The organism is Massilia forsythiae (assembly GCF_012849555.1).
Taxonomy (GTDB): domain Bacteria; phylum Pseudomonadota; class Gammaproteobacteria; order Burkholderiales; family Burkholderiaceae_D; genus Telluria; species Telluria forsythiae.
The window spans coordinates 1,553,601-1,574,708 of record NZ_CP051685.1; the positions used below are offsets into that span (position 1 = coordinate 1,553,601).

Below are 21,108 nucleotides of genomic sequence, written 5' to 3' on the forward strand. Positions count from 1 at the left end.
TGCCGTTTTCGTCAGCCGGTCAGGCTACGAGCTTCAGCGATTACTCGCCATCGCCATGATGCTGCTCGGCATGCGCCGCCTGCTGCTGGTCTTCCATCGCCTGCAGTTCGGCAGCCATGTTGGCCTTTTCCTGCTGCAGCAGGTTCTGGCGCTCTTCCGCTTCCCACGCCTCTTTTTCCTTGCGCGCGCGGTGGAATGCCAGGCCGGTGCCGCCCGGGATTAGGCGGCCGACGATGACGTTTTCCTTCAGGCCGCGCAGGCCGTCGCGCTTGCCCATGATCGCCGCTTCGGTCAGCACGCGGGTGGTTTCCTGGAACGATGCGGCCGAGATGAACGAGTCGGTCGACAGCGATGCCTTGGTAATACCCAGCAGCACGTTTTCGTACTGTGCCGGCAGTTTCGCGACGGCGTTCATGCGGTCGTTCTCTTCCAGCAGTTCCGAACGCTCCACCTGCTCGCCGACGATGTAGTCGGTGTCGCCGGCGTCGACGATCTGCACGCGGCGCAGCATCTGGCGCACGATCACCTCGATGTGCTTGTCGTTGATCTTCACGCCCTGCAAGCGGTACACGTCCTGCACTTCGTCGACGATGTAGCGGGCCAGCGCTTCAATGCCCAGCAGGCGCAGGATGTCTTGCGGATCGGCCGGGCCGTCCACGATCATCTCGCCCTTGTTCACCACCTGGCCGTCGTGCACCAGCACTTGCTTGTCCTTGGTGATCAGGAACTCGTGCTTGTTGCCGTCCATGTCGGTGATTTCCAGGCGCTGCTTACCCTTGGTCTCCTTGCCGAACGCCACCGTACCGGTGACTTCCGCCAGCATGCCGGCATCCTTCGGCGAACGGGCTTCGAACAGCTCGGCCACGCGCGGCAGACCGCCGGTAATATCGCGGGTCTTCTGCGATTCGGTCGGGATACGTGCCAGCACTTCACCCACCGATGCCTGCTGGCCGTCCTTGACCATGATCAGCGCGCCGACCTGGAAGCCGATCGTCACGGCGTGCTCGGTGCCGGCGATCTTGACTTCCTGGCCCTCTTCGTTCAGCAGCTTGACCTGCGGACGCAGGGTCTTGCCCGAACCGCGGCGCTTCGGATCGATCGCCACCAGCGTCGACAGGCCGGTCACGTCGTCCACCTGGCGAGCGACGGTCACGCCCTCTTCCACGTTTTCGAAGCGGATGGTGCCGCCGTATTCGGTGATGATCGGACGGGTCAGCGGGTCCCAGGTCGCCAGGGCGGTGCCGGCCTTGACCGACATGCCATCCTTGACGATCAGGGTCGCGCCGTACGGCACCTTATGGCGCTCGCGCTCGCGGCCGTGGTCGTCGGTGATCAGCACTTCGCCCGAACGCGAGATCACGATCTGCGCGCCCTTGCCGTTGGTCACGTAACGCATGGTCGCGGTAAAGCGCACCGTGCCGTTCGACTTGGCTTCCACCGACGAGGCCACCGCCGCACGCGACGCCGCACCACCGATGTGGAAGGTACGCATGGTCAGCTGGGTGCCCGGCTCGCCGATCGACTGCGCCGCCACCACACCGACCGCCTCGCCGCTGTTGACCAGCATGCCGCGGCCCAGGTCGCGGCCGTAGCACTTGGCGCACAGGCCGTAGCGGGTGTCACAGTTCAGCGGGGTACGTACCTTCACCTCGTCGATGCCGACGCGCTCGATTTCCTCGACCATGTCTTCGTCCAGCAGCGTGCCGGCTTCGTACAGGGTCTCCTGCGTTTCCGGATTGACGATGTCGGTGCCGGCCACGCGGCCCAGGATACGGTCGCGCAGCGGCTCGATGACTTCGCCACCCTCGACCATCGCCTTCATGTGGGTACCGTTGCTGGTGCCGCAATCGTCTTCGGTCACCACCAGGTCCTGGGTCACGTCGACCAGGCGGCGGGTCAGGTAACCCGAGTTCGCGGTCTTCAGCGCGGTGTCGGCCAGACCCTTACGGGCGCCGTGCGTCGAGATGAAGTACTGCAACACGTTCAGGCCTTCGCGGAAGTTCGCGGTGATCGGCGTTTCGATGATCGAGCCGTCCGGCTTGGCCATCAGGCCGCGCATACCGGCCAGCTGGCGGATCTGGGCGGCCGAACCGCGCGCGCCCGAGTCGGCCATCATGTAAATCGCGTTGAACGATTCCTGGGTGCCTTGCGTGCCGTCGCGCTTGGTGACCGGCTCGACTTTCAGCTGGTCCATCATCGCCTTGCCGACTTCGTCCGAGGTCTTGCCCCAGATGTCGACGACCTTGTTGTAGCGCTCGCCGGCGGTGACCAGGCCCGAGGAGTACTGCTGCTCGATCTGCTTCACTTCCGCTTCGGCGGTCGCGATCATGGTCTTCTTGACGTCCGGGATCAGCATGTCGTCCACGGCGATCGAGATGCCGGCGCGGGTCGCCAGGCGGAAGCCCGACTGCATCAGTTTATCCGCGAACACGACGGTCGCACGCAGGCCGCACTTGCGGAACGACGTGTTGATCAGCTTCGAGATTTCCTTCTTCTTCAGCGAGCGGTTCAGCACCGAGAACGGCAAGCCTTTCGGCAGGATCTCGGACAGGATCGCACGGCCGACGGTGGTCTCGTAGCGCGTCACGGTGCGGTCGAAGCCGCCTTGTTCGTTCTTCGGATGCTCGACGATACGCACGGTGATGCGGGTCGCCAGCTCGACTTCCTTGTTGTCGTACGCGCGGATGACTTCCGACACGTCCGGGAACAGCATGCCCTCGCCCTTGGCGTTGATCGCCTCGCGCGATGCGTAGTACAGGCCCAGCACGATATCCTGGGACGGCACGATCGACGGTTCGCCGTTCGACGGGAACAGGATGTTGTTCGATGCCAGCATCAGGGTGCGGGCTTCCATCTGCGCTTCGATCGACAGCGGCACGTGGACGGCCATCTGGTCGCCGTCGAAGTCGGCGTTGAACGCCGCGCACACCAGCGGGTGCAGCTGGATCGCCTTGCCCTCGATCAGGACCGGCTCGAACGCCTGGATACCGAGACGGTGCAGGGTCGGTGCACGGTTCAGCATGACCGGGTGTTCCTTGATGACTTCTTCCAGGATGTCCCAGACCACCGGTTCCTGCTGCTCGACCAGTTTCTTGGCCGCCTTAATGGTGGTAGCCAGACCCATCAGTTCCAGCTTGTTGAAGATGAACGGCTTGAACAGTTCCAGGGCCATCAGCTTCGGCAAGCCGCACTGGTGCAGTTTCAGCTGCGGACCGACCACGATGACCGAACGGCCCGAGTAGTCGACGCGCTTGCCCAGCAGGTTCTGGCGGAAACGACCGCCTTTACCCTTGATCATCTCAGCCAGCGACTTCAGCGGACGCTTGTTGGCGCCGGTCATCGCCTTGCCGCGACGGCCGTTGTCCAGCAGCGAGTCGACCGCTTCCTGCAGCATGCGCTTTTCGTTGCGCGTGATGATTTCCGGCGCGCGCAGTTCCATCAGGCGCTTCAGGCGGTTGTTACGGTTGATGACGCGGCGGTACAGGTCGTTCAGGTCGGACGTGGCGAAACGGCCGCCGTCCAGCGGGACCAGCGGACGCAGTTCCGGCGGCAGCACCGGCAGCACTTCCATGATCATCCAGTCCGGCTTGATGCCCGAGCGCTGGAACGCCTCCAGCACCTTCAGGCGCTTGGCGTACTTCTTGATCTTGGCTTCCGACTTCGATTCCTTCAGCTCGACGCGCAGGGCTTCGGCTTCGCGGTCGATGTCGATCGAGCGCAGCAGTTCACGGATGCCCTCGGCGCCCATGAAGGCGGTGAAGTCGTCGCCGTACTCTTCGTACTTGGCGGCGTAGTCGTCTTCCGACATGATCTGCGACTTCTTGAGCGGGGTCATGCCCGGGTCGGTGACCACGTACGCTTCAAAGTACAGCACGCGCTCGATGTCGCGCAGGGTCATGTCCAGGACCATGCCCAGGCGCGACGGCAGCGACTTCAGGAACCAGATGTGGGCGACCGGCGAGGCCAGCTCGATGTGGCCCATGCGCTCGCGGCGCACCTTGGCCAGCGTGACTTCGACGCCGCACTTTTCGCAGATCACGCCGCGGTGCTTCAGGCGCTTGTACTTGCCGCACAGGCATTCGTAGTCCTTGATCGGACCGAAGATCTTGGCGCAGAACAGGCCGTCACGCTCCGGCTTGAAGGTGCGGTAGTTGATGGTTTCCGGCTTCTTGACTTCGCCGAACGACCACGAACGGATTTTTTCGGGCGACGCCAGGCCGATCTTGATGGCGTCGAAGCTCTCGTTTTGCTGAACTTGCTTGAATAGATCGAGCAGTGCTTTCATTTATCACTCCGGGTGATTGAATTCTTTATTTCTACTACCGCCGCCGGCTTCTCACCGATTTTCGCCGGTGCTTGCTGAACCGTATCCCTAGAAAAACGTCATCCCCGCGCAGGCGGGGATCCAGGTGTTTCGGCGATTCCACCGAAATTGGGCTCCCGCCTGCGCGGGAGCGACGTCGTCGAGGTCACGGACCGGCCCGAAGGCCGGCGGTCCTGCCATTTTACCGATTTGCCGTCTTAGCTGCGCTCGAGGTCGATATCGATACCCAGCGAACGGATTTCCTTGACCAGCACGTTGAACGATTCCGGCATGCCGGCGTCGATCACGTGGTCGCCCTTGACCAGGTTCTCGTACACCTTGGTACGGCCATTCACGTCGTCCGACTTCACGGTCAGCATTTCCTGCAGCACGTAGGACGCGCCGTAGGCTTCAAGTGCCCACACCTCCATCTCACCGAAGCGCTGGCCGCCGAACTGGGCTTTACCGCCCAGCGGCTGCTGCGTCACCAGCGAGTACGGGCCGGTCGAACGCGCGTGCATCTTGTCGTCGACCAGGTGGTGCAGCTTCAGCATGTGCATGTAGCCTACCGTGACCTTGCGCTCGAAGGCTTCGCCGGTGCGGCCGTCGTGCATGGTCACCTGGTTCTTCGACGGGGTCATGCCCAGGTGGGTCGCGATCGGGTCGGGGAAGGCCAGGTCCAGCATGCGGCGGATTTCCTGCTCGTGCGCACCGTCGAACACCGGGGTCGCGAACGGCACGCCGTTCTTGAGGTTGTTCGCCAGCGAGACGATTTCCTCGTCGCTGAAGTTGTCCAGGTCTTCCTTCTTGCCGGTCTCGTTGTAGATCTTGCCCAGGAAGGCGCGCAGCTGTTCGGTCTCGGCCTTGGCCTTGATCATCTCGCCCAGGCGCAGGCCCAGGCCCTTCGCTGCCCAACCCAGGTGGGTTTCCAGGATCTGACCGACGTTCATACGCGACGGCACGCCCAGCGGGTTCAGCACCACGTCGGCCGGGGTACCGTCGGCCATGAACGGCATGTCTTCCACCGGCACGATACGCGAGACCACACCCTTGTTGCCGTGGCGGCCCGCCATCTTGTCGCCCGACTGCAGGCGGCGCTTGACGGCCAGGTAGACCTTGACCATCTTCTGCACGCCCGGCTGCAGCTCGTCGCCCTGCGTCAGCTTCTTGCGCTTCTCTTCGAAGGCCAGGTCGAACTGGTGGCGCTTCTCGTTGATCGACTCCTTCATGCCTTCCAGCGCGTTGGCGGTCTCGTCGTCGGCCGGGCGGATGTCGAACCAGTGGAACTTGTCCAGGTCGGCCAGGTACTCGGCGGTGATCGCGGCGCCCTTCGACAGCTTCTTCGGACCGCCGTTGACGACTTTACCGACCAGCAGACGCTCCAGGCGCTGGAACGCGTCGCCTTCGACGATGCGCAGCTGGTCGTTCAGGTCCAGGCGGAAGCGCTTCAGCTCGTCGTCGATGATCTGCTGGGCGCGCTTGTCGCGCACGATGCCTTCGCGGGTGAACACTTGCACGTCGATCACGGTACCGACCATGCCCGACGGCACGCGCAGCGAGGTGTCTTTCACGTCCGAGGCTTTTTCGCCGAAGATCGCGCGCAGCAGCTTCTCTTCCGGAGTCAGCTGGGTTTCGCCCTTCGGGGTGACCTTACCGACCAGCACGTCGCCGGCCTGCACTTCGGCGCCGATGTAGACGATGCCCGACTCGTCCAGGCGCGCCAGCTGGTTTTCCGCCAGGTTCGAGATGTCGCGGGTGATTTCTTCCGGTCCCAGCTTGGTGTCGCGTGCCACCACCGACAGTTCCTCGATGTGGATCGAGGTATAGCGGTCGTCCTTGACGACATTTTCCGAGATGAGGATCGAGTCCTCGAAGTTCAAGCCGTTCCACGGCATGAACGCCACCAGCATGTTCTGGCCCAGGGCCAGTTCGCCCAGGTCGGTCGATGCGCCGTCGGCGATGACGTCGCCGCGTGCGACGCGGTCGCCCACCTGCACGATCGGACGCTGGTTGATGTTGGTGTTCTGGTTGGAACGGGTGTACTTGATCAGGTTGTAGATGTCGACGCCGACTTCACCGGCTTGCGCCTCGTCGTCGTTGACACGGATCACCACACGGCCGGCATCGACGTAGTCGACCAGGCCGCCACGGGTAGCTTGCACGGTGGTGCCCGAGTCGACCGCGACGGTGCGCTCGATGCCGGTACCGACGAAGGCTTTTTCCGGACGCAGGCAAGGCACCGCCTGGCGCTGCATGTTGGCGCCCATCAGTGCACGGTTCGCGTCGTCGTGCTCGAGGAACGGGATCAGCGACGCTGCCACCGACACCACCTGGCCCGGGGCCACGTCCATGTACTGGATGCGCTCCGGCGATACCAGGATCGTTTCGCCGGCTTCGCGCGCCGACACCAGTTCGTCGCTCAGCTGGCCTTCCGCGTTGATGGTCGCGTTCGCCTGGGCGATGATGTAGCGGCCCTCTTCGATCGCCGAGAGGTATTCGATCTTGTCGGTGACCTTGGAATCGTCGACCTTGCGGTACGGGGTTTCCAGGAAGCCGTATTCGTTCAGGCGGGCATACAGTGCCAGCGAGTTGATCAGGCCGATGTTCGGGCCTTCCGGCGTTTCGATCGGGCACACGCGGCCGTAGTGGGTCGGGTGCACGTCACGGACTTCGAAGCCGGCGCGTTCGCGCGTCAGGCCGCCCGGGCCCAGGGCCGAAACACGGCGCTTGTGGGTGATTTCCGACAGCGGGTTGGTCTGGTCCATGAACTGCGACAGCTGCGACGAACCGAAGAATTCGCGGATCGCTGCCGAGATCGGCTTCGAATTGATCAAATCGTGCGGCATCAGGTTGTCGGCTTCGGCCTGGCCCAGGCGTTCCTTGACAGCGCGCTCGACGCGCACCAGGCCGGCGCGGAACTGGTTTTCGGCCAGTTCGCCCACGCAACGCACGCGGCGGTTGCCCAGGTGGTCGATGTCGTCGACTTCGCCGCGGCCATTGCGCAGCTCGACCAGGATCTTGATCACGGCCAGGATGTCTTCGTTCGACAGGGTCATGTCGCCGGTCAGTTCGTCACGGCCGATGCGGCGGTTGAACTTCATGCGGCCGACTGCCGACAGGTCGTAGCGTTCCGGCATGTAGAACAGGCCGTTGAACAGCGCTTCCACCGACTCTTCGGTCGGCGGCTCGCCAGGACGCATCATGCGGTAGATCGCCACGCGCGCGGCGGTCTGGTCGGCGGTGTCGTCGGTGCGCAGGGTCTGCGAGATATAGGCGCCCTGGTCCAGGTCGTTGGTGTACAGGGTCTGGATGGCGTCGATGCTGGCATCGCGCAGCTTGCCCAGCAGCTCGTCGGTCAGCTCGTCGTTGGCGTTGGCGATGATCTCGCCGGTGTCGGTATCGACCACGTTGGTGGCCAGCACGCGGCCGACCAGGTAGTCTTCCGGTACCGAAATATAGGTGATGCCGGCGCTTTCGATGTCACGCACGTTCTTGGCGTTGACGCGCTTGTCCTTGGTGACGATGGTCTTGCCCGACTTCGGATCGACGATGTCGAAGCGCGCGACTTCGCCGCGCAGGCGCTCGGCCACGAATTCCAGTTCCGCGCCTTCGTTGCGCAGGTTGAAATTGTCGAACACAAAGAAGTTCGCCAGGATCTGTTCCGGCGTCATGCCGATGGCCTTCAGCAAGATCGTCACCGGCATCTTGCGGCGGCGGTCGACGCGGAAGAACAGCACGTCCTTCGGGTCGAACTCGAAGTCCAGCCACGAGCCGCGGTAAGGAATGATACGTGCCGAGAACAGCAGCTTGCCCGACGAGTGCGTCTTGCCGCGGTCGTGCTCGAAGAACACGCCCGGCGAACGGTGCAGCTGGGACACGATCACGCGCTCGGTGCCGTTGATGACGAACGAGCCGTTGGCGGTCATGAGCGGCAGTTCGCCCATGTACACTTCCTGCTCTTTCATTTCCTTGACGACCGGCTTGGTCGGCGATTCCTTGTCCAGGATCACCAGGCGCACCTTGGCGCGCAGCGGCGACGCGAAGGTCAGGCCGCGCAGTTGGCATTCCTTGACGTCAAACGCGGGGTCGCCCAGCACGTACGAGAGGAACTCGAGGCGCGCAAAGCCATTGTGCGACACGATCGGGAAAATCGAGGAGAAAGCGGATTGCAGGCCTTCGTTCTTGCGGACGGTGGGACCCGCGTCCGCCTGCAGGAAGTTCTCGTAGGACTCGAGCTGAGTGGCCAGGAGATAGGGAACGTTGTGAACGTTGGCGCGCTTCGCGAAGGACTTGCGAATGCGCTTCTTCTCAGTAAATGAGTAGTGCATGGACACTCCGTGAGTGACAGAAAGGATGAGAATTCAGGGATTGCTAGTGGTACCGCCACCACATGCAAGGCCTCAACACTCGCCGCTCTCCGACGATGTGAAAAGAACAAATGATATTGCTGTGTTACGATAAAGCCGTACTGCGTGCTGTACTGCGACTGCGGCTACTGCTGCAGGGATGGTGCCGATTGTGTTGCAGGGACGACAAAAGAGCCAAAGCCGCATACCCCACCCTGCGGCGGGGATTTGCAAGCTTTGACTCCGGCGCGGAGCACCGTTGCCGGCGCCCGTTGCATATGTATTACTTGAGCTCGGCCTTGGCGCCAGCGTCTTCCAGCTTCTTCTTGGCAGCTTCTGCGTCGGCTTTCGGCAGGGCTTCCTTGACGGTCTTCGGTGCGCCGTCGACGACGTCTTTGGCTTCCTTCAGGCCCAGGCCGGTGATTTCGCGGACGGCCTTGATGACGCCGACCTTGTTGGCGCCGACTTCGGTCAGGACCACGTTGAACTCGGTCTGCTCTTCAGCGGCCGGAGCGGCAGCGCCGCCACCGGCTGCCGGTGCCGACATTGCAGCTGCCGACACGCCGAACTTTTCTTCGAATGCCTTGACCAGGTCGTTCAGTTCCATGACCGACATTGCGCCAACTGCGTCCAGGAACTCTTCTTTGCTAATTGCCATTTGAAACTCCAGATATTTGTATATGTAGATTAGTTCTTGAAAAAAAAGGCTGCAGCTTATTCAGCTGCGGCGGTTTCTTCAGCCGGAGCTGCCGAACCTTCGCCTTTTTGTGCTGCGACTGCAGCCAGAACACGTGCAAAGCCGGAAACCGGCGCCTGCATGACACCCAGCAGCTGGGCGATGAGGACTTCGCGGCTCGGGATGCTTGCCAGGGCGGTAACGCCGGCGACATCCAGGTTCTTGCCTGCGTAGTTACCACCCTTCACCACCAACTTGTCGTTGGTCTTGGCGAAGTCGGCGATCACTTTGGCGGCAGCCACGGCGTCGTCCGAGATCGAGTAGATCAGCGGACCAACCATGGTGTCGGCCAGCGGCGCGAACTGGGTGCCTTCCACAGCGCGACGTGCCAGCGTGTTCTTCAGAACACGCAGGTAGACGCCCTGCGAACGAGCGGTTGCACGGAGTTTCGTCAAGTTACTAACCTGGATGCCACGGTACTCGGCGACGACGATGGTTTGCGCAGTTGCTACTTTTGCGGAAACTTCTTCGACGACGACCTTTTTGTCATTCAGATTAAGACCCACGGTCAATCTCCTTAAATGATGGGAAGGAAATCCTCCACATCGGTTCGAACACGGCGTCCGAAGTCAAGAAGTCAACTGATTAAACTACGCAGCATCGACTACAAAACTTGTGCGGGTTCGCCATCTGCGTTGGGTGTGATCTATTAACCTCGTGCCCAACCTCTGCACTCGGCCCAACGGTCTTTGATTGCCTGGCAGCCGAGGCTGCCAGCCCAAAGATCTGCCCTGCTATAAAACAGGGACTTTAATTACATCAAGCAGCCAGGGTACCCTGGTCGACGCGGACGCCGGCGCCCATGGTCGACGACAGAGCGACCTTGCGCAGGTACACGCCCTTCGAGGTGGCCGGTTTGGCCTTGTTCAGGGCGTCGATCAGCGCGACCAGGTTGGTCTTGAGCTGTTCGTCCGAGAACGACTTGCGGCCGATGGTGGCGTGCACGATACCGGCCTTGTCGGTGCGGTACTGGACCTGACCGGCCTTGGCGTTCTTGACGGCGCCAGCCACGTCCGGGGTCACGGTGCCGACCTTCGGGTTCGGCATCAGGCCGCGCGGGCCCAGGATCTGGCCCAGGGTACCGACGATACGCATGGTGTCCGGCGAAGCGATCACGATGTCGAACGGCATGTCGCCGGCCTTGACGCGCTCTGCCAGGTCTTCCATGCCGACGATGTCGGCGCCGGCGGCTTTCGCCTGCTCGGCCTTGTCGCCCTGGGCGAACACGGCGACGCGCACGGTCTTGCCGGTACCGGCCGGCAGCACCACGGAGCCGCGCACGACCTGGTCCGACTTCTTCGGATCCACGCCCAGCTGCACGGCGACGTCGATCGACTCGTTGAACTTGGCGGTGGCGAATTCCTTGACGATCGACACGGCGTTGTCGAAGGCGTAGACCTTGTTACGGTCCACTTTGGCTTTCATTTCTTTGACGCGCTTGGACAGCTTGGCCATGATTAGATGCCCTCCACGGTGATGCCCATCGAACGAGCCGAGCCGGCGATGACGCGCACGGCGGCATCCATGTCGGCAGCGGTCAGGTCAGGCTGCTTGGTTTTTGCGATTTCTTCAGCCTGGGCACGGGTCAGGGTGCCGACCTTGTCGGTATGCGGCTTCGGCGAACCCTTGGTCACGCCAGCCAGCTTCTTGATCAGGTAGGTTGCCGGCGGGGTCTTCATCTCGAAGGTGAAGGACTTGTCCGCGAAGGCGGTGATCACCACCGGAATCGGCATGCCCGGTTCCATGCCCTGGGTCTTGGCGTTGAACGCCTTGCAGAATTCCATGATGTTCAGACCGCGCTGGCCGAGTGCCGGGCCGATCGGAGGGGAAGGATTTGCTTTACCAGCCGCCACTTGCAGCTTGATAAAACCGACGATTTTCTTTGCCATGTCTGGCTCCTAATCTCGATTGAGTGGTAGCGCCCCGCCCGATAGTGCCATCACTCTCCCGGCGGGGCTCCTCTTGCCGGATTCCGCCTTGCTGCTGCGACGCTCCGATCGGGCGTTTTAGACTTTTTCCACCTGCCCGAACTCCAGTTCCACCGGAGTCGCGCGGCCGAAGATGGTGACTGAAACACGCACCTTCGATTTTTCGTAGTTCACTTCCTCGACGCTGCCGTTGAAGTCGGTGAACGGGCCTTCCTTGATCCGCACCTGCTCGCCCACTTCGTACAGCACCTTGGGACGCGGCTTTTCGACGCCTTCCTGGACTTGCTGCATGATCTTGTCGATCTCGCGCGCCGGGATCGGGGTCGGCTTGTTGCTCTTGCCGCCGATGAAACCGGTGACTTTCGGCGTGTTCTTCACGAGGTGCCAGGTCTCGTCGGTCATTTCCATCTCGACCAGCACATAACCCGGGAAGAAACGGCGCTCGGTGACCGATTTGCTGCCATTCTTGACTTCGACCACTTCTTCGGTCGGGACCAGGATCTTGCCGAACTGCTCTTGCATGCCGCCGCGTTCGATGCGGTCGGTCAGGCCGCGCATCACACTCTTTTCCATGCCCGAGTAGACATGCACGACGTACCAGCGCTTGTTGCTGACCGGGACACTCAGGGGCGCACCAGCGTCTTGTGCCGGAGCATCGCCCGGCACGTTATCTTGTACGTTATCGCTCATTATTGTTTCCACCCCAGGATCACGTCGTACATCAGGAATTCGAGAATCTTATCCGTGCCCCACAGGAAAATTGCCATCACCAGAACGAACACGAACACCACGGCGGTGATCTGGGTCGCTTCCTTGCGGGTGGGCCAAACAACCTTCTTCGTCTCGCGCACCGACTCTTTCGCGAAGCTCAGGAAGTCACGCCCGGTCGTGGAATTCCACAGCAGCAGGACGGCAATGACCAAACCAGCCACGAGTGCGCCTGCGCACATCAGTGTTGGTTTGTTCTGGCTTTTCAGGATGAAAAAGCCGACCACGCCTGCAATCGTGGCGACCACTGCCAGCGCGACCTTGAACTTGTCGTTCGAGGTGCTGACGGTCTGCACGGATTGATTAGACATACTTATTTTACTTTCGGGTGCCTGGCACCGAATTCGATGGCAGGGGAGGAGGGAATCGAACCCGCGACCTTCGGTTTTGGAGACCGACGCTCTGCCAATTGAGCTACTCCCCTACAACAACTACTAGTTGAATCGAGCATTATACGCCAGGTGTGCACCTCGCGCAATACTTGATGTTGGGCAGAACAGAATCGCTCCACCCGGAGCGGCCCATCCTTGGCAGGACGGGCCGGGTACTACTTATTAGGCGATGATCTTGGCAACCACGCCGGCGCCGACGGTACGGCCGCCTTCACGGATCGCGAAACGCAGGCCTTCTTCCATCGCGATCGGGCTGATCAGCTTGACGGTGATCGACACGTTGTCGCCCGGCATGACCATTTCCTTGTCGGCCGGCAGTTCGATCGAACCGGTCACGTCAGTCGTACGGAAGTAGAACTGCGGACGGTAGTTGTTGAAGAACGGGGTGTGACGGCCGCCTTCGTCTTTCGACAGAACGTAGATCTCGCCGGTGAAGTGGTTGTGTGGCTTGATCGAGCCCGGCTTGGCCAGGACCTGGCCGCGCTGGACGTCTTCACGCTTGGTGCCGCGCAGCAGCAGACCGACGTTGTCGCCGGCTTGGCCCTGGTCCAGCAGCTTGCGGAACATTTCCACGCCGGTGCAGGTGGTCTTGACGGTGTCGACGATACCGACGATCTCGATCTCTTCGCCGACCTTGATCACGCCACGCTCGACACGGCCGGTCACCACGGTGCCGCGGCCCGAGATCGAGAACACGTCTTCCACCGGCATCAGGAAGGTACCGTCGACGGCACGTTCCGGGGTCGGGATGTAGGTGTCCAGTGCTTCGGCCAGGCGGATGATGCACTCTTCGCCCATTTCGCCGGCTGCGCCTTCCAGCGCCATACGTGCCGAACCCTTGATGATCGGCAGGTCGTCGCCCGGGAACTCGTACTTCGAGAGCAGCTCGCGCACTTCCATTTCGACCAGTTCCAGCAGTTCCGCGTCGTCGACCAGGTCGCACTTGTTCAGGAACACGATGATGTACGGAACGCCAACCTGACGCGCCAGCAGGATGTGCTCGCGGGTCTGCGGCATCGGGCCGTCGGCGGCCGAGCACACCAGGATCGCGCCGTCCATCTGGGCGGCACCGGTGATCATGTTCTTGATGTAGTCGGCGTGGCCCGGGCAGTCGACGTGCGCGTAGTGGCGCGCTGCGGTCTCGTACTCGACGTGGGCGGTATTGATGGTGATGCCGCGTGCTTTTTCTTCCGGAGCCGCGTCGATCTGGTCGTAGGCCTTGGCTTCGCCGCCGAATTTCTTCGACAGGACGGTAGCGATCGCCGCCGTCAGGGTGGTTTTGCCGTGGTCAACGTGACCGATGGTGCCGACGTTGACGTGCGGCTTGGTCCGTTCGAATTTACCTTTTGCCATTCTTGACTCCTAAGAACCTAACGATGTTTGAAATTACCAGGCACGCCTGACGGTCAAGTGCTGCGACTGCCGTTTTGAATTCTGGTGCCCTTGACGTGGATTGAACACGTGGCCTCTCCCTTACCAAGGGAGTGCTCTACCACTGAGCTACAAGGGCTGATGTGAAACTGGAGCGGGTGAAGGGAATCGAACCCTCGTCATAAGCTTGGAAGGCTTCAGCTCTACCATTGAGCTACACCCGCACGAGGCACTTCTTCAACTCACTTCTATTCGATTCGACTTCACGATCCACGCTAATTGGTGGTGGGGGCTGGATTCGAACCAGCGTACTCAGAGAGGGCAGATTTACAGTCTGCTGCCTTTAACCACTCGGCCACCCCACCCGCGAAGAACCGCAGAGTGTGAAGCAGGAACAAACTTCTGTCAACTAGATCCGCTATTACTACTTGCTTGCTGATCTAGATCACATTGTGTCGTTGCTTCGGGGCGTGATTGTAGCGACCCGACTGCAAGTCCGCAAGGGCGTTTTTTCAGGAACTGCAAGAAATTTAAAAAAGATCCGCAAAAAGCGCGATTGGCGCGAACGGGCCAGTCCGCGTCCTGCCCTGCCGCCGCCGTATGGAAGCGTCAGCTCCCGCTACGCAGCGCCGCCAGCACCTGCCCCTTGAGCGCCTTGATCAGGGCGGTCTCGTCCGGCGGCACGCCCTCCGGCGCCGTCTCGGTGCGGTCGGCATAGAACAGACCCAGTTGCACCTTGCCCAGCACCAGCGGCAGCACGATGAAACTCCTGGCATCCGGCAGCAGTTCGCGGTGCCATGCCGGCAGCAGGTCGCGGATCTTGGGACCGGCGGCATCGGCGATCATCAGGTCGGCGTCGTTTTCCATGGCCAGGTGGAACAGGTCGCGCCGCGACGGTAGCGGGAAGGCGAAGCCGGCCTGGCGCCGCGCCTGGTCGGCGCCGAAGGCCGCGCGGGCGCGGTACTGGCCGCCCTTGACGTCTTTCAGCGCCACCGTGGCGAAACGGAAACCCAGCGCCGTGTACAGCGTTTCCAGCACGGCGCGCACCAGGTCGTTACCTGCCCCTGGTGCGCACCGCCCTGGTGGGCGGCGCGCATCTGGGTCACGTCCTGCACCCCTGCCAGCAGCAATGCGCGCGCGTTGCGCGGCTTGCCGCTCGGCCAGGCGCCCTGCTCTTCCCCGGCGCCGAGCGCGGCCAGCAGCAGCACGCCGGGCAGGCCGCCCGTTTCTTGCTCCGCCGCTGCCGGCTGCGGGCGCGCCAGCGGCGCCAGGTTCATGCTCTGCAACAGGCCGGCCAGTTCGCGTGCCGCTACCCCCAGCAACTCGTCGAGCTGGCCGCCATCCAGGTTCAGCGCGCCGCCGTAGCGCGCCAGCAAGGCCTGGACTGCCGCGCCGCCGGCGGCAGCGGCGCCGTGCGCCAGCAGGCGCGCCGCATCCAGGCTGAACGAGGCCACCTGGCGCATCCACTCGGCGCGGTTCAGCGCCAGCTTCAACGGCCCCTCCGGCATTGGCCGCTGGGCGCGCGCGATCACGTCCGGGATCTTCCATTCGTCCAGCACCGCTTCCGACAGGGCGTCGTAGCTGCAGCCGAGGATCATCTGCGCCGACTGCGCCAGCGTGTGCTTGCCGCTGGCGGCCAGCGCCGCGATCTCGCGGTAGCGCTCGTGCTCGTGGGACGCCACCAGCAACGGCCCCAGGTTCTTGAACAGCGCCCCGATCGCCGCTTCCTCGGCGCCCTGATAAAAGCTGTGGCGCGCCATCTCGCGGCCAACCAGGCTGGCGCACAGGGCGATTTCCAGTTCAGCGCGCACGCTGTAGACGTGCTCGCTGCAGCCCAGGGTGTCGACCAGCAGCATCGCCAACGCCGTGGTCTTGACGTTGTCGAAGCCGAGCAGCGCAATGGCGCGCGAAATGGTCGTGACCGCGGTGCCGGACCCGGCACGGTACTTGACGGTATTCGCCAGGCGCAGGATGCGCTGGGTCAGCGCCACGTCGGACAGCACGTAATAGGCCAGATCGTGGGTGCCCTGGTCGTCCGACGACGCCATGCTGACCACGCGCGCGACCGCGCTGCCGAGGGCGAACATGTCTTCTTCGCCGCACACCTTGTTCAGCAGCGCGGTGCGCACGCGCCGGCCTTCCGGAGCGGCGCCCGGCGCAGCGAAACCCGGCGTGGCGACGCCCGGCGTGGCGACGCCCGGCGTGGCGACGCCCGGCGTAGCGCCCGGCATGAACGGCAGGGCCGCGCTCATCGCGCCGCACCGGCGACGATAGCGAAGGCGCCGCCCGGGAGCGCGCCGTGCACGCGGCGCGGTCCCTTGCCGTACTTGTCGAGGATCTGCCGGTGCAGCGCCGCCAGCGCCGGCAGCTTGGCGTTGACCGGGTCCAGGCGCCGCACCCCGGCGATATACCCGAGCGCCTGCTGGCCGAGGCGCTCGTCCCAGCCGCCGTGGTCCAGGCATTTCAGCACCGCCAGGGCGGCGTTGAACACCACCTGCGGGTTGTCCGGCAATTGATTCGCCGCTTCCTGCATCAGCGTTACCGCGCCCTTGAAATCGCCTTCGCGCGCGCGCGCGGCGCCGCCGGCGACCAGGTCGACCACCTGCTGGCGGCTCTCCACGGCCAGCTTCTGCGCCAGTTCCTTGTGCCCGGCGTTTTCGAACACCGCCATCGCGCGCGCCATGGCCGCGTTGTTGCCGGCATTGCGCATGACTTCGCGCACCACCTCGGCGGCGCCCTCTTCCATGCGGTTCTCGATCGCCACCCGCGCCAGCTCCAGCTTGAGTTCGGCGCGCAGCTCGGGCGCGTCGCGGCTGCCGGCCAGTGCCGTGCTCAAGGCTTCGTTCAGGCGCGCCTCGTTGCCGGTGTACTCATGCACCATGCTGGAGGCGATCGCGCTGCACACGCCGGTGTGCTTCTGGAACGCCATCGATTTGTCGAGGTCGCGGATCACGGCCGCGGCCTGCACCGGATCGCCCTTGCGTACCAGGCTCTGCACCAGGCGCACGTGGTCTTGCGGATCGCGGAACTCCGAGTATTTGGCCTTGCTCACGACCTGCTTCAGGATCTTTTCGGCGGTGTCGTTGTCGCCCGCTTCGAGCGCGGTTTCTCCCAGCTTGCGCAGGCGCCGCACCGCGTGCGGCGACACGCCCACCGCCTCGGTCAGCACCGCCTGCGCCTTGTCCAGCGCGCCGACCGCCTCGTGGGTGCGCGCCAGCCAGTCGTAGGCGTCGACGAAGTTTTTATTCGTGTCGACCAGGTTTTCCAGGATGTCCTGGGCGTCGCCGTAGCGCTCGCGCAGGAACAGCGTCTTGGCCAATCCCAGGCGCGCCCAGGCGATGGCCTTGGTCTCGATCAGCTTGCGGTAGATCGGCTCGGCCTGCTCCGGTTCGCCCAGGAACATGTGCAACTCGGCGCGCAGGCGCATGAAGTCGGTCAGGTAGCGCACATGGCGCGCTTCCCCGTCCAGGCAGGCATCGATGGCGTCGCGCTGGTTGCCGGCTTCCATCAACTGGTACACCGGCAGGAACACGCTTCTCTTGTCGAGCGCACGCGCGATGCGCTCGAGCAGGCGGTCGGCCGTGAACGGTTTCAGGATATAGTCGGTGGGACCGAGTTCTGCGGCGCTGACGACCTTGCCGTAATCGCCTTCGGCCGTGACCATGAAGAACATGGTCGACAGGCGCATCAGCTTGTGGTGGCGCACGTCTTCCAGCAATTGCTGGCCGTCCTGGCCACCTTCGAGCGCGTATTCGCACAGGATCAGGTCGTAGTGTTTGCCGCCGATGTGCTTGACCGCCTGGTTGGAACTGCCGGCATGGTCGACCCTGGTCAAGCCGCACATCGCCAGCATGTTGTGGATCATCGCGCGCATGCCGGCGTGCGGCTCGACGATCAGTGCGTTGAGTCCCTCGAGTTCGTTCATATCCCGGTGCGCCTTTTCTGCCTGCGTTGGCTCCGCGGGCTGCATCGGCCCGCAATGTCTTCCGAGTATATTACGCCCAGCGAACAAAATACTTGATTGCCGGAAACTGTTTTTCAGCAAATTGTCGCGAAAAACCACACCGGTTTCGCGCCGGTGCATGCCAGTGCGATTCAGCCGCCGGCGTCGTGCGCCGCAGTCTCGTTCAGCGACAAATGGCGGCCGCCGGTGCAGTCGGCGCGGGCGCCGCCGACCAGGATGTTTTGGTAGCGCACCTCGTACTTGCCGGCCGCCAGGCGGTCGATCAGGAACTTGGTACGGCCGGACACGTAGGCGTGACGGACGTTGGAGTGCCGGTCGAGGTCGTAGAGCTTGACCAGCACCGGAGAAGGATTGCCGCTGTTGTCGACCAGCACCTGCATCTCTTCGCCCTGGTTGCCGATCGGATAACCGTCGATGTAGCCGGACTGGGCCGGCCACGGATCGCCGTTCGGCGACAGCTGGCTCTGCAGGTCGGTATCGCAATCCGGGGCGCGCTGCGGCACCACCAGCTGGGTCACGGCCAGCGCTTTGACATCCGGCGGCGCGTCGGATTGGCCGGCCGGGCGCGCCCAGCCGTCGGCGCCGGCATCGACGCGCTGGCCGGCCGGTGCCTGGCTGGCGCGGTCGGTACTCTCGCTGATCGATGCGGCCGGCGGCTTGCCGCCCCAGGCCAGCGCCGACGGCAATACCCTGGGCGGATCGAGCAGGAAGAATACCAGCGCCGCGCCGCCGGCGAAACAGGCCAGCATGCCGCCCCACCATTGCGGCTGGCGAATGAAACGCCAGCGCGGCGGCGGCGCCACCTGGCGCGGTTCCCATTGCGCATCGGCGCGCGTGCGTTCGCGCCCCTCGTCGCCATGGGTGCTTTCCAGCCATTCGACTTCCCACTCTTCCGAGGCGATCCAGTCGTCGTGTTCCTTGCGTCGTACCGGGTCCGACAGGATGTTGTAGGCGGTGTTGACGATCGCCATGATGCGCGCCGCCCGCTCGTCGCCCTGGTTTTTATCCGGATGGTATTTCTGGCTCAAGGCCTTGTAGGCCGCGCGAATGACTTCCTGCGGCGCGTGGCGCGACACTTTCAGGTTGTCATAGTGGGTGTGGATCTTGGCCATGGGGGATGCAGTCTGTCAGCGCGGATTGCCGGCGTGGCCCAGGGCGCCGCCGGCTTGTCGATCACTCAATAGTAGCGCAATCGCGACGCGTGGATGCCCTGTCCCGACAGCCTTTCCATGCGCCATGCCGGATACAGCATAGCCGGGTTTGTATCCTGGATGCAAGATGCCAATATGCTACAGACGGTGGCTGCGGTCCGCTTGTCCGATGGCCGGATCGAGCGCGACGCCGCGTCCGACCACCAGCACCTTGAACAATTCTCCCATCTCGGCCGGCGACACCAGTTTTTGCACGGCCTTCGATTGCGGCAGGTAGCGCAGCGCATCCTCGGGGTCGGTTTCCAGCAGCAGGCTGCCGATGCCGGCCGCTAGCAGGAAGTGGGCCTGGCTCATGTAGGCCAGCACGTCCAGCCCGGCGCCCTGGGCGGCCAACGCCATCGCGGTGAAGTCGACGTGCGCGGTGATGTCCTGCAAGCCGGGCAGATAGAACGGATCGGGGTGCGCATGGTGGCGGTAATGGCACATCAGGGTGCCGCCGCTGCGCTCGTCGAAATAGTATTCGTGCGCCGGAAAACCGTAGTCGACCAGAATGGCGGCGCCCTTGCCGCCATCGAACACGCCGGCCAGCGAGCGCATGAAGCCGGACGCGACCGGGTGCAACTCGGTCAGGTAGCCATCCTGCAAATCGTCCGCGCCCGGCACCTGGCGCGCCACCTGTTCCAGCAGCGCGGCATCCGCTTCGCGGTCGACGAAGGCGAAGGCGCCGTCGGCGACGGTGACCATGCGCCGGCGCCATTGCGTGCCGTCCTTGACCGCCAGTTCGACCGGCATCGCGTCCAGCACTTCGTTGGCCAGCACCACGCCGCGAAAGCCGTTCGGCAAGGCGTCGACCCAGCGCACCTGCGGGAAGGCGGCCAGCGCCTGCTGCTGGCGCGCGCGCAATTCGCCCGACAATTCGATGATGGTATAACTCTCGACCGCGACGCCCAGGGCGTCCAGCGCGCCCAGCACGTCGTGCGCCAGCTTGCCGGTGCCGGCCCCGAATTCGATGATGTCGGGACCACTTTGCGCCATAATAGCGGCGGCCGCGCGCGCCAGCGTGGCGCCGTACAGCGGGCTGATCTCGGGCGCGGTGGTGAAATCGCCATCCTTGCCGAGCTTGGCCGCGCCGCCGCTGTAGTAGCCCAGGCCGGGCGCATACAGCGCCAGCTCCATGAAGCGCGAGAAAGGAATGGCGCCGCCTTGTTCGGCGATCTCGGCAGCGATGAGGCGCTGCAGGGCAGTGGACGCGGCCAGCGCGTCGCTGTTCGGTGCGGGTAGGGACATCCGGCCATTGTAGCGAAGATTGGCGCCGCTCCCGGCCCAGGCGCAACCCAGACGACATGACAGACACGACTTCGACCCATCATCCACAAGGCGCGCGGGTGGCGCTGGTGACCGGCGCCGGCCGCCGTATCGGCCGCGCCATCGCGCTCGGCATGGCGCAGGCCGGCTGGGACGTCGCCGTCCATTACCGCCGTTCCGAGCAGGAAGCGCACGAGGTGGCGGATGCCATCCACGCGCTGGGCCGGCGCGCCGTGGCCGTGCACGCCGACCTGTCCGACGGCGCCGCGGTGCGCGCCATGCCGGCGCGCGTGCTGCAGTCGTTGGGCCGCCTGGATTGCATCGTCAACAACGCCTCGTTGTTCGAATACGACAAGCCCGACGATTTTTCACCGGGCCTGCTGGCGACGCACATGCAGTGCAACGTGGCGGCGCCGCTGCTGCTTGCGCAGGAACTGCACGCCCTGACCGCACCGGATGGCCGGGCCGTGGTCGTCAACCTGCTGGACCAGAAACTGTACAATTTGAACCCGGATTTTTTGTCGTACACGCTGTCGAAGGCGGCGCTGCACACCGCCACCACGCTGCTGGCCCAGGCGCTGGCGCCGCGGCTGCGCGTGGTCGGCGTGGCGCCCGGCATCACCATGGTCTCGGGCGACCAGACCGAGGACGGCTTTGCACAGGCGCACACGGCGACGCCGCTGGGCCGCTCGTCCACCCCGCAGGACATCGTCGATGCGGTCTGCTACGCGGCCGGCGCCACGGCGCTGACCGGCACCACGCTGCTGGTCGACGGCGGCCAGCACCTGGTGCCGCTGCGGCGCGACGTGATGTTTTTAACCAATCAGTAGTCTCCTGGAGTTTC

General features: G+C 63.7%; 15 protein-coding genes and 4 tRNA genes. 1 reads left to right on the forward strand and 18 read right to left on the reverse strand.

The genetic code is table 11. From position 1 onward, the window contains the following. Positions 1-40: 40 nt before the first annotated feature. The 18 genes from rpoC to HH212_RS06740 all read right to left on the reverse strand — a co-directional run bounded on the left by rpoC (position 41) and on the right by HH212_RS06740 (position 20,246). The gene (gene rpoC / locus HH212_RS06660) at positions 41-4,285 is read right to left on the reverse strand and encodes a DNA-directed RNA polymerase subunit beta' (protein ID WP_169434697.1); all 4,245 of its coding nucleotides are present in this window, start codon (positions 4,283-4,285) and stop codon (positions 41-43) included. A 236-nt stretch (positions 4,286-4,521) separates the two neighbouring features. Beyond that, positions 4,522-8,631 carry a DNA-directed RNA polymerase subunit beta gene (gene rpoB / locus HH212_RS06665; RefSeq protein WP_169434698.1) on the reverse strand — a complete coding sequence of 1,370 codons (4,110 nt, stop codon included), beginning with the start codon at positions 8,629-8,631 and terminating at the stop codon, positions 4,522-4,524. Between the two features lie 301 nt (positions 8,632-8,932). Further along, positions 8,933-9,307, reverse strand: a complete 375-nt coding sequence (gene rplL, locus HH212_RS06670) for a 50S ribosomal protein L7/L12 (protein ID WP_036172099.1) — start codon at positions 9,305-9,307, stop codon at positions 8,933-8,935. A 56-nt stretch (positions 9,308-9,363) separates the two neighbouring features. After that, positions 9,364-9,891, reverse strand: a complete 528-nt coding sequence (gene rplJ, locus HH212_RS06675) for a 50S ribosomal protein L10 (protein WP_169434699.1) — start codon at positions 9,889-9,891, stop codon at positions 9,364-9,366. 253 nt (positions 9,892-10,144) lie between these two features. Then, positions 10,145-10,840 carry a 50S ribosomal protein L1 gene (gene rplA / locus HH212_RS06680; protein ID WP_169434700.1) on the reverse strand — a complete coding sequence of 232 codons (696 nt, stop codon included), beginning with the start codon at positions 10,838-10,840 and terminating at the stop codon, positions 10,145-10,147. A 2-nt stretch (positions 10,841-10,842) separates the two neighbouring features. Then, the gene (gene rplK, locus HH212_RS06685; protein ID WP_169434701.1) at positions 10,843-11,274 is read right to left on the reverse strand and encodes a 50S ribosomal protein L11; all 432 of its coding nucleotides are present in this window, start codon (positions 11,272-11,274) and stop codon (positions 10,843-10,845) included. Between the two features lie 117 nt (positions 11,275-11,391). Further along, positions 11,392-12,003, reverse strand: coding sequence for a transcription termination/antitermination protein NusG (nusG, locus tag HH212_RS06690; RefSeq protein ID WP_169434702.1), 612 nt, complete (start codon positions 12,001-12,003; stop codon positions 11,392-11,394). Further along, complete coding sequence (gene secE / locus HH212_RS06695; RefSeq protein WP_169434703.1) at positions 12,003-12,392, reverse strand: preprotein translocase subunit SecE; 390 nt, start codon at positions 12,390-12,392, stop codon at positions 12,003-12,005. The genes nusG and secE overlap by 1 nt, the downstream gene beginning before the upstream one ends. A gap of 37 nt (positions 12,393-12,429) precedes the next feature. Continuing rightward, a tRNA-Trp gene (locus tag HH212_RS06700) sits at positions 12,430-12,505 on the reverse strand. Between the two features lie 130 nt (positions 12,506-12,635). After that, positions 12,636-13,826 (reverse strand): elongation factor Tu, encoded by a 1,191-nt coding sequence (gene tuf, locus HH212_RS06705; RefSeq protein WP_169434704.1) that lies wholly within the window; start codon positions 13,824-13,826, stop codon positions 12,636-12,638. A gap of 82 nt (positions 13,827-13,908) precedes the next feature. Further along, positions 13,909-13,983, reverse strand: a tRNA-Thr gene (locus HH212_RS06710). 11 nt (positions 13,984-13,994) lie between these two features. After that, positions 13,995-14,068, reverse strand: a tRNA-Gly gene (locus HH212_RS06715). Positions 14,069-14,124: 56 nt separating this feature from the next. Further along, a tRNA-Tyr gene (locus HH212_RS06720) sits at positions 14,125-14,209 on the reverse strand. A 244-nt stretch (positions 14,210-14,453) separates the two neighbouring features. After that, entirely contained in the window at positions 14,454-14,882 is a 429-nt protein-coding gene (locus tag HH212_RS27245) for a hypothetical protein (protein WP_229217608.1), read from the reverse strand. Continuing rightward, positions 14,828-16,096, reverse strand: a complete 1,269-nt coding sequence (locus HH212_RS06725; RefSeq protein WP_229217609.1) for an HDOD domain-containing protein — start codon at positions 16,094-16,096, stop codon at positions 14,828-14,830. Before HH212_RS06725 ends, HH212_RS27245 begins: the two co-directional genes overlap by 55 nt. Continuing rightward, complete coding sequence (locus tag HH212_RS06730; protein WP_169434705.1) at positions 16,093-17,769, reverse strand: tetratricopeptide repeat-containing response regulator; 1,677 nt, start codon at positions 17,767-17,769, stop codon at positions 16,093-16,095. The genes HH212_RS06725 and HH212_RS06730 overlap by 4 nt, the downstream gene beginning before the upstream one ends. A gap of 170 nt (positions 17,770-17,939) precedes the next feature. Further along, on the reverse strand, positions 17,940-18,920 hold the full coding sequence (locus HH212_RS06735; protein ID WP_169434706.1) for a J domain-containing protein: 981 nt from the start codon (positions 18,918-18,920) through the stop codon (positions 17,940-17,942). A gap of 177 nt (positions 18,921-19,097) precedes the next feature. Then, positions 19,098-20,246 (reverse strand): class I SAM-dependent methyltransferase, encoded by a 1,149-nt coding sequence (locus tag HH212_RS06740; RefSeq protein ID WP_169434707.1) that lies wholly within the window; start codon positions 20,244-20,246, stop codon positions 19,098-19,100. Between the two features lie 56 nt (positions 20,247-20,302). Here HH212_RS06740 and HH212_RS06745 point away from each other — a divergent pair, with 56 nt between their 5' ends. After that, the gene (locus HH212_RS06745) at positions 20,303-21,094 is read left to right on the forward strand and encodes an SDR family oxidoreductase (RefSeq protein WP_169434708.1); all 792 of its coding nucleotides are present in this window, start codon (positions 20,303-20,305) and stop codon (positions 21,092-21,094) included. Positions 21,095-21,108: the final 14 nt, after the last annotated feature.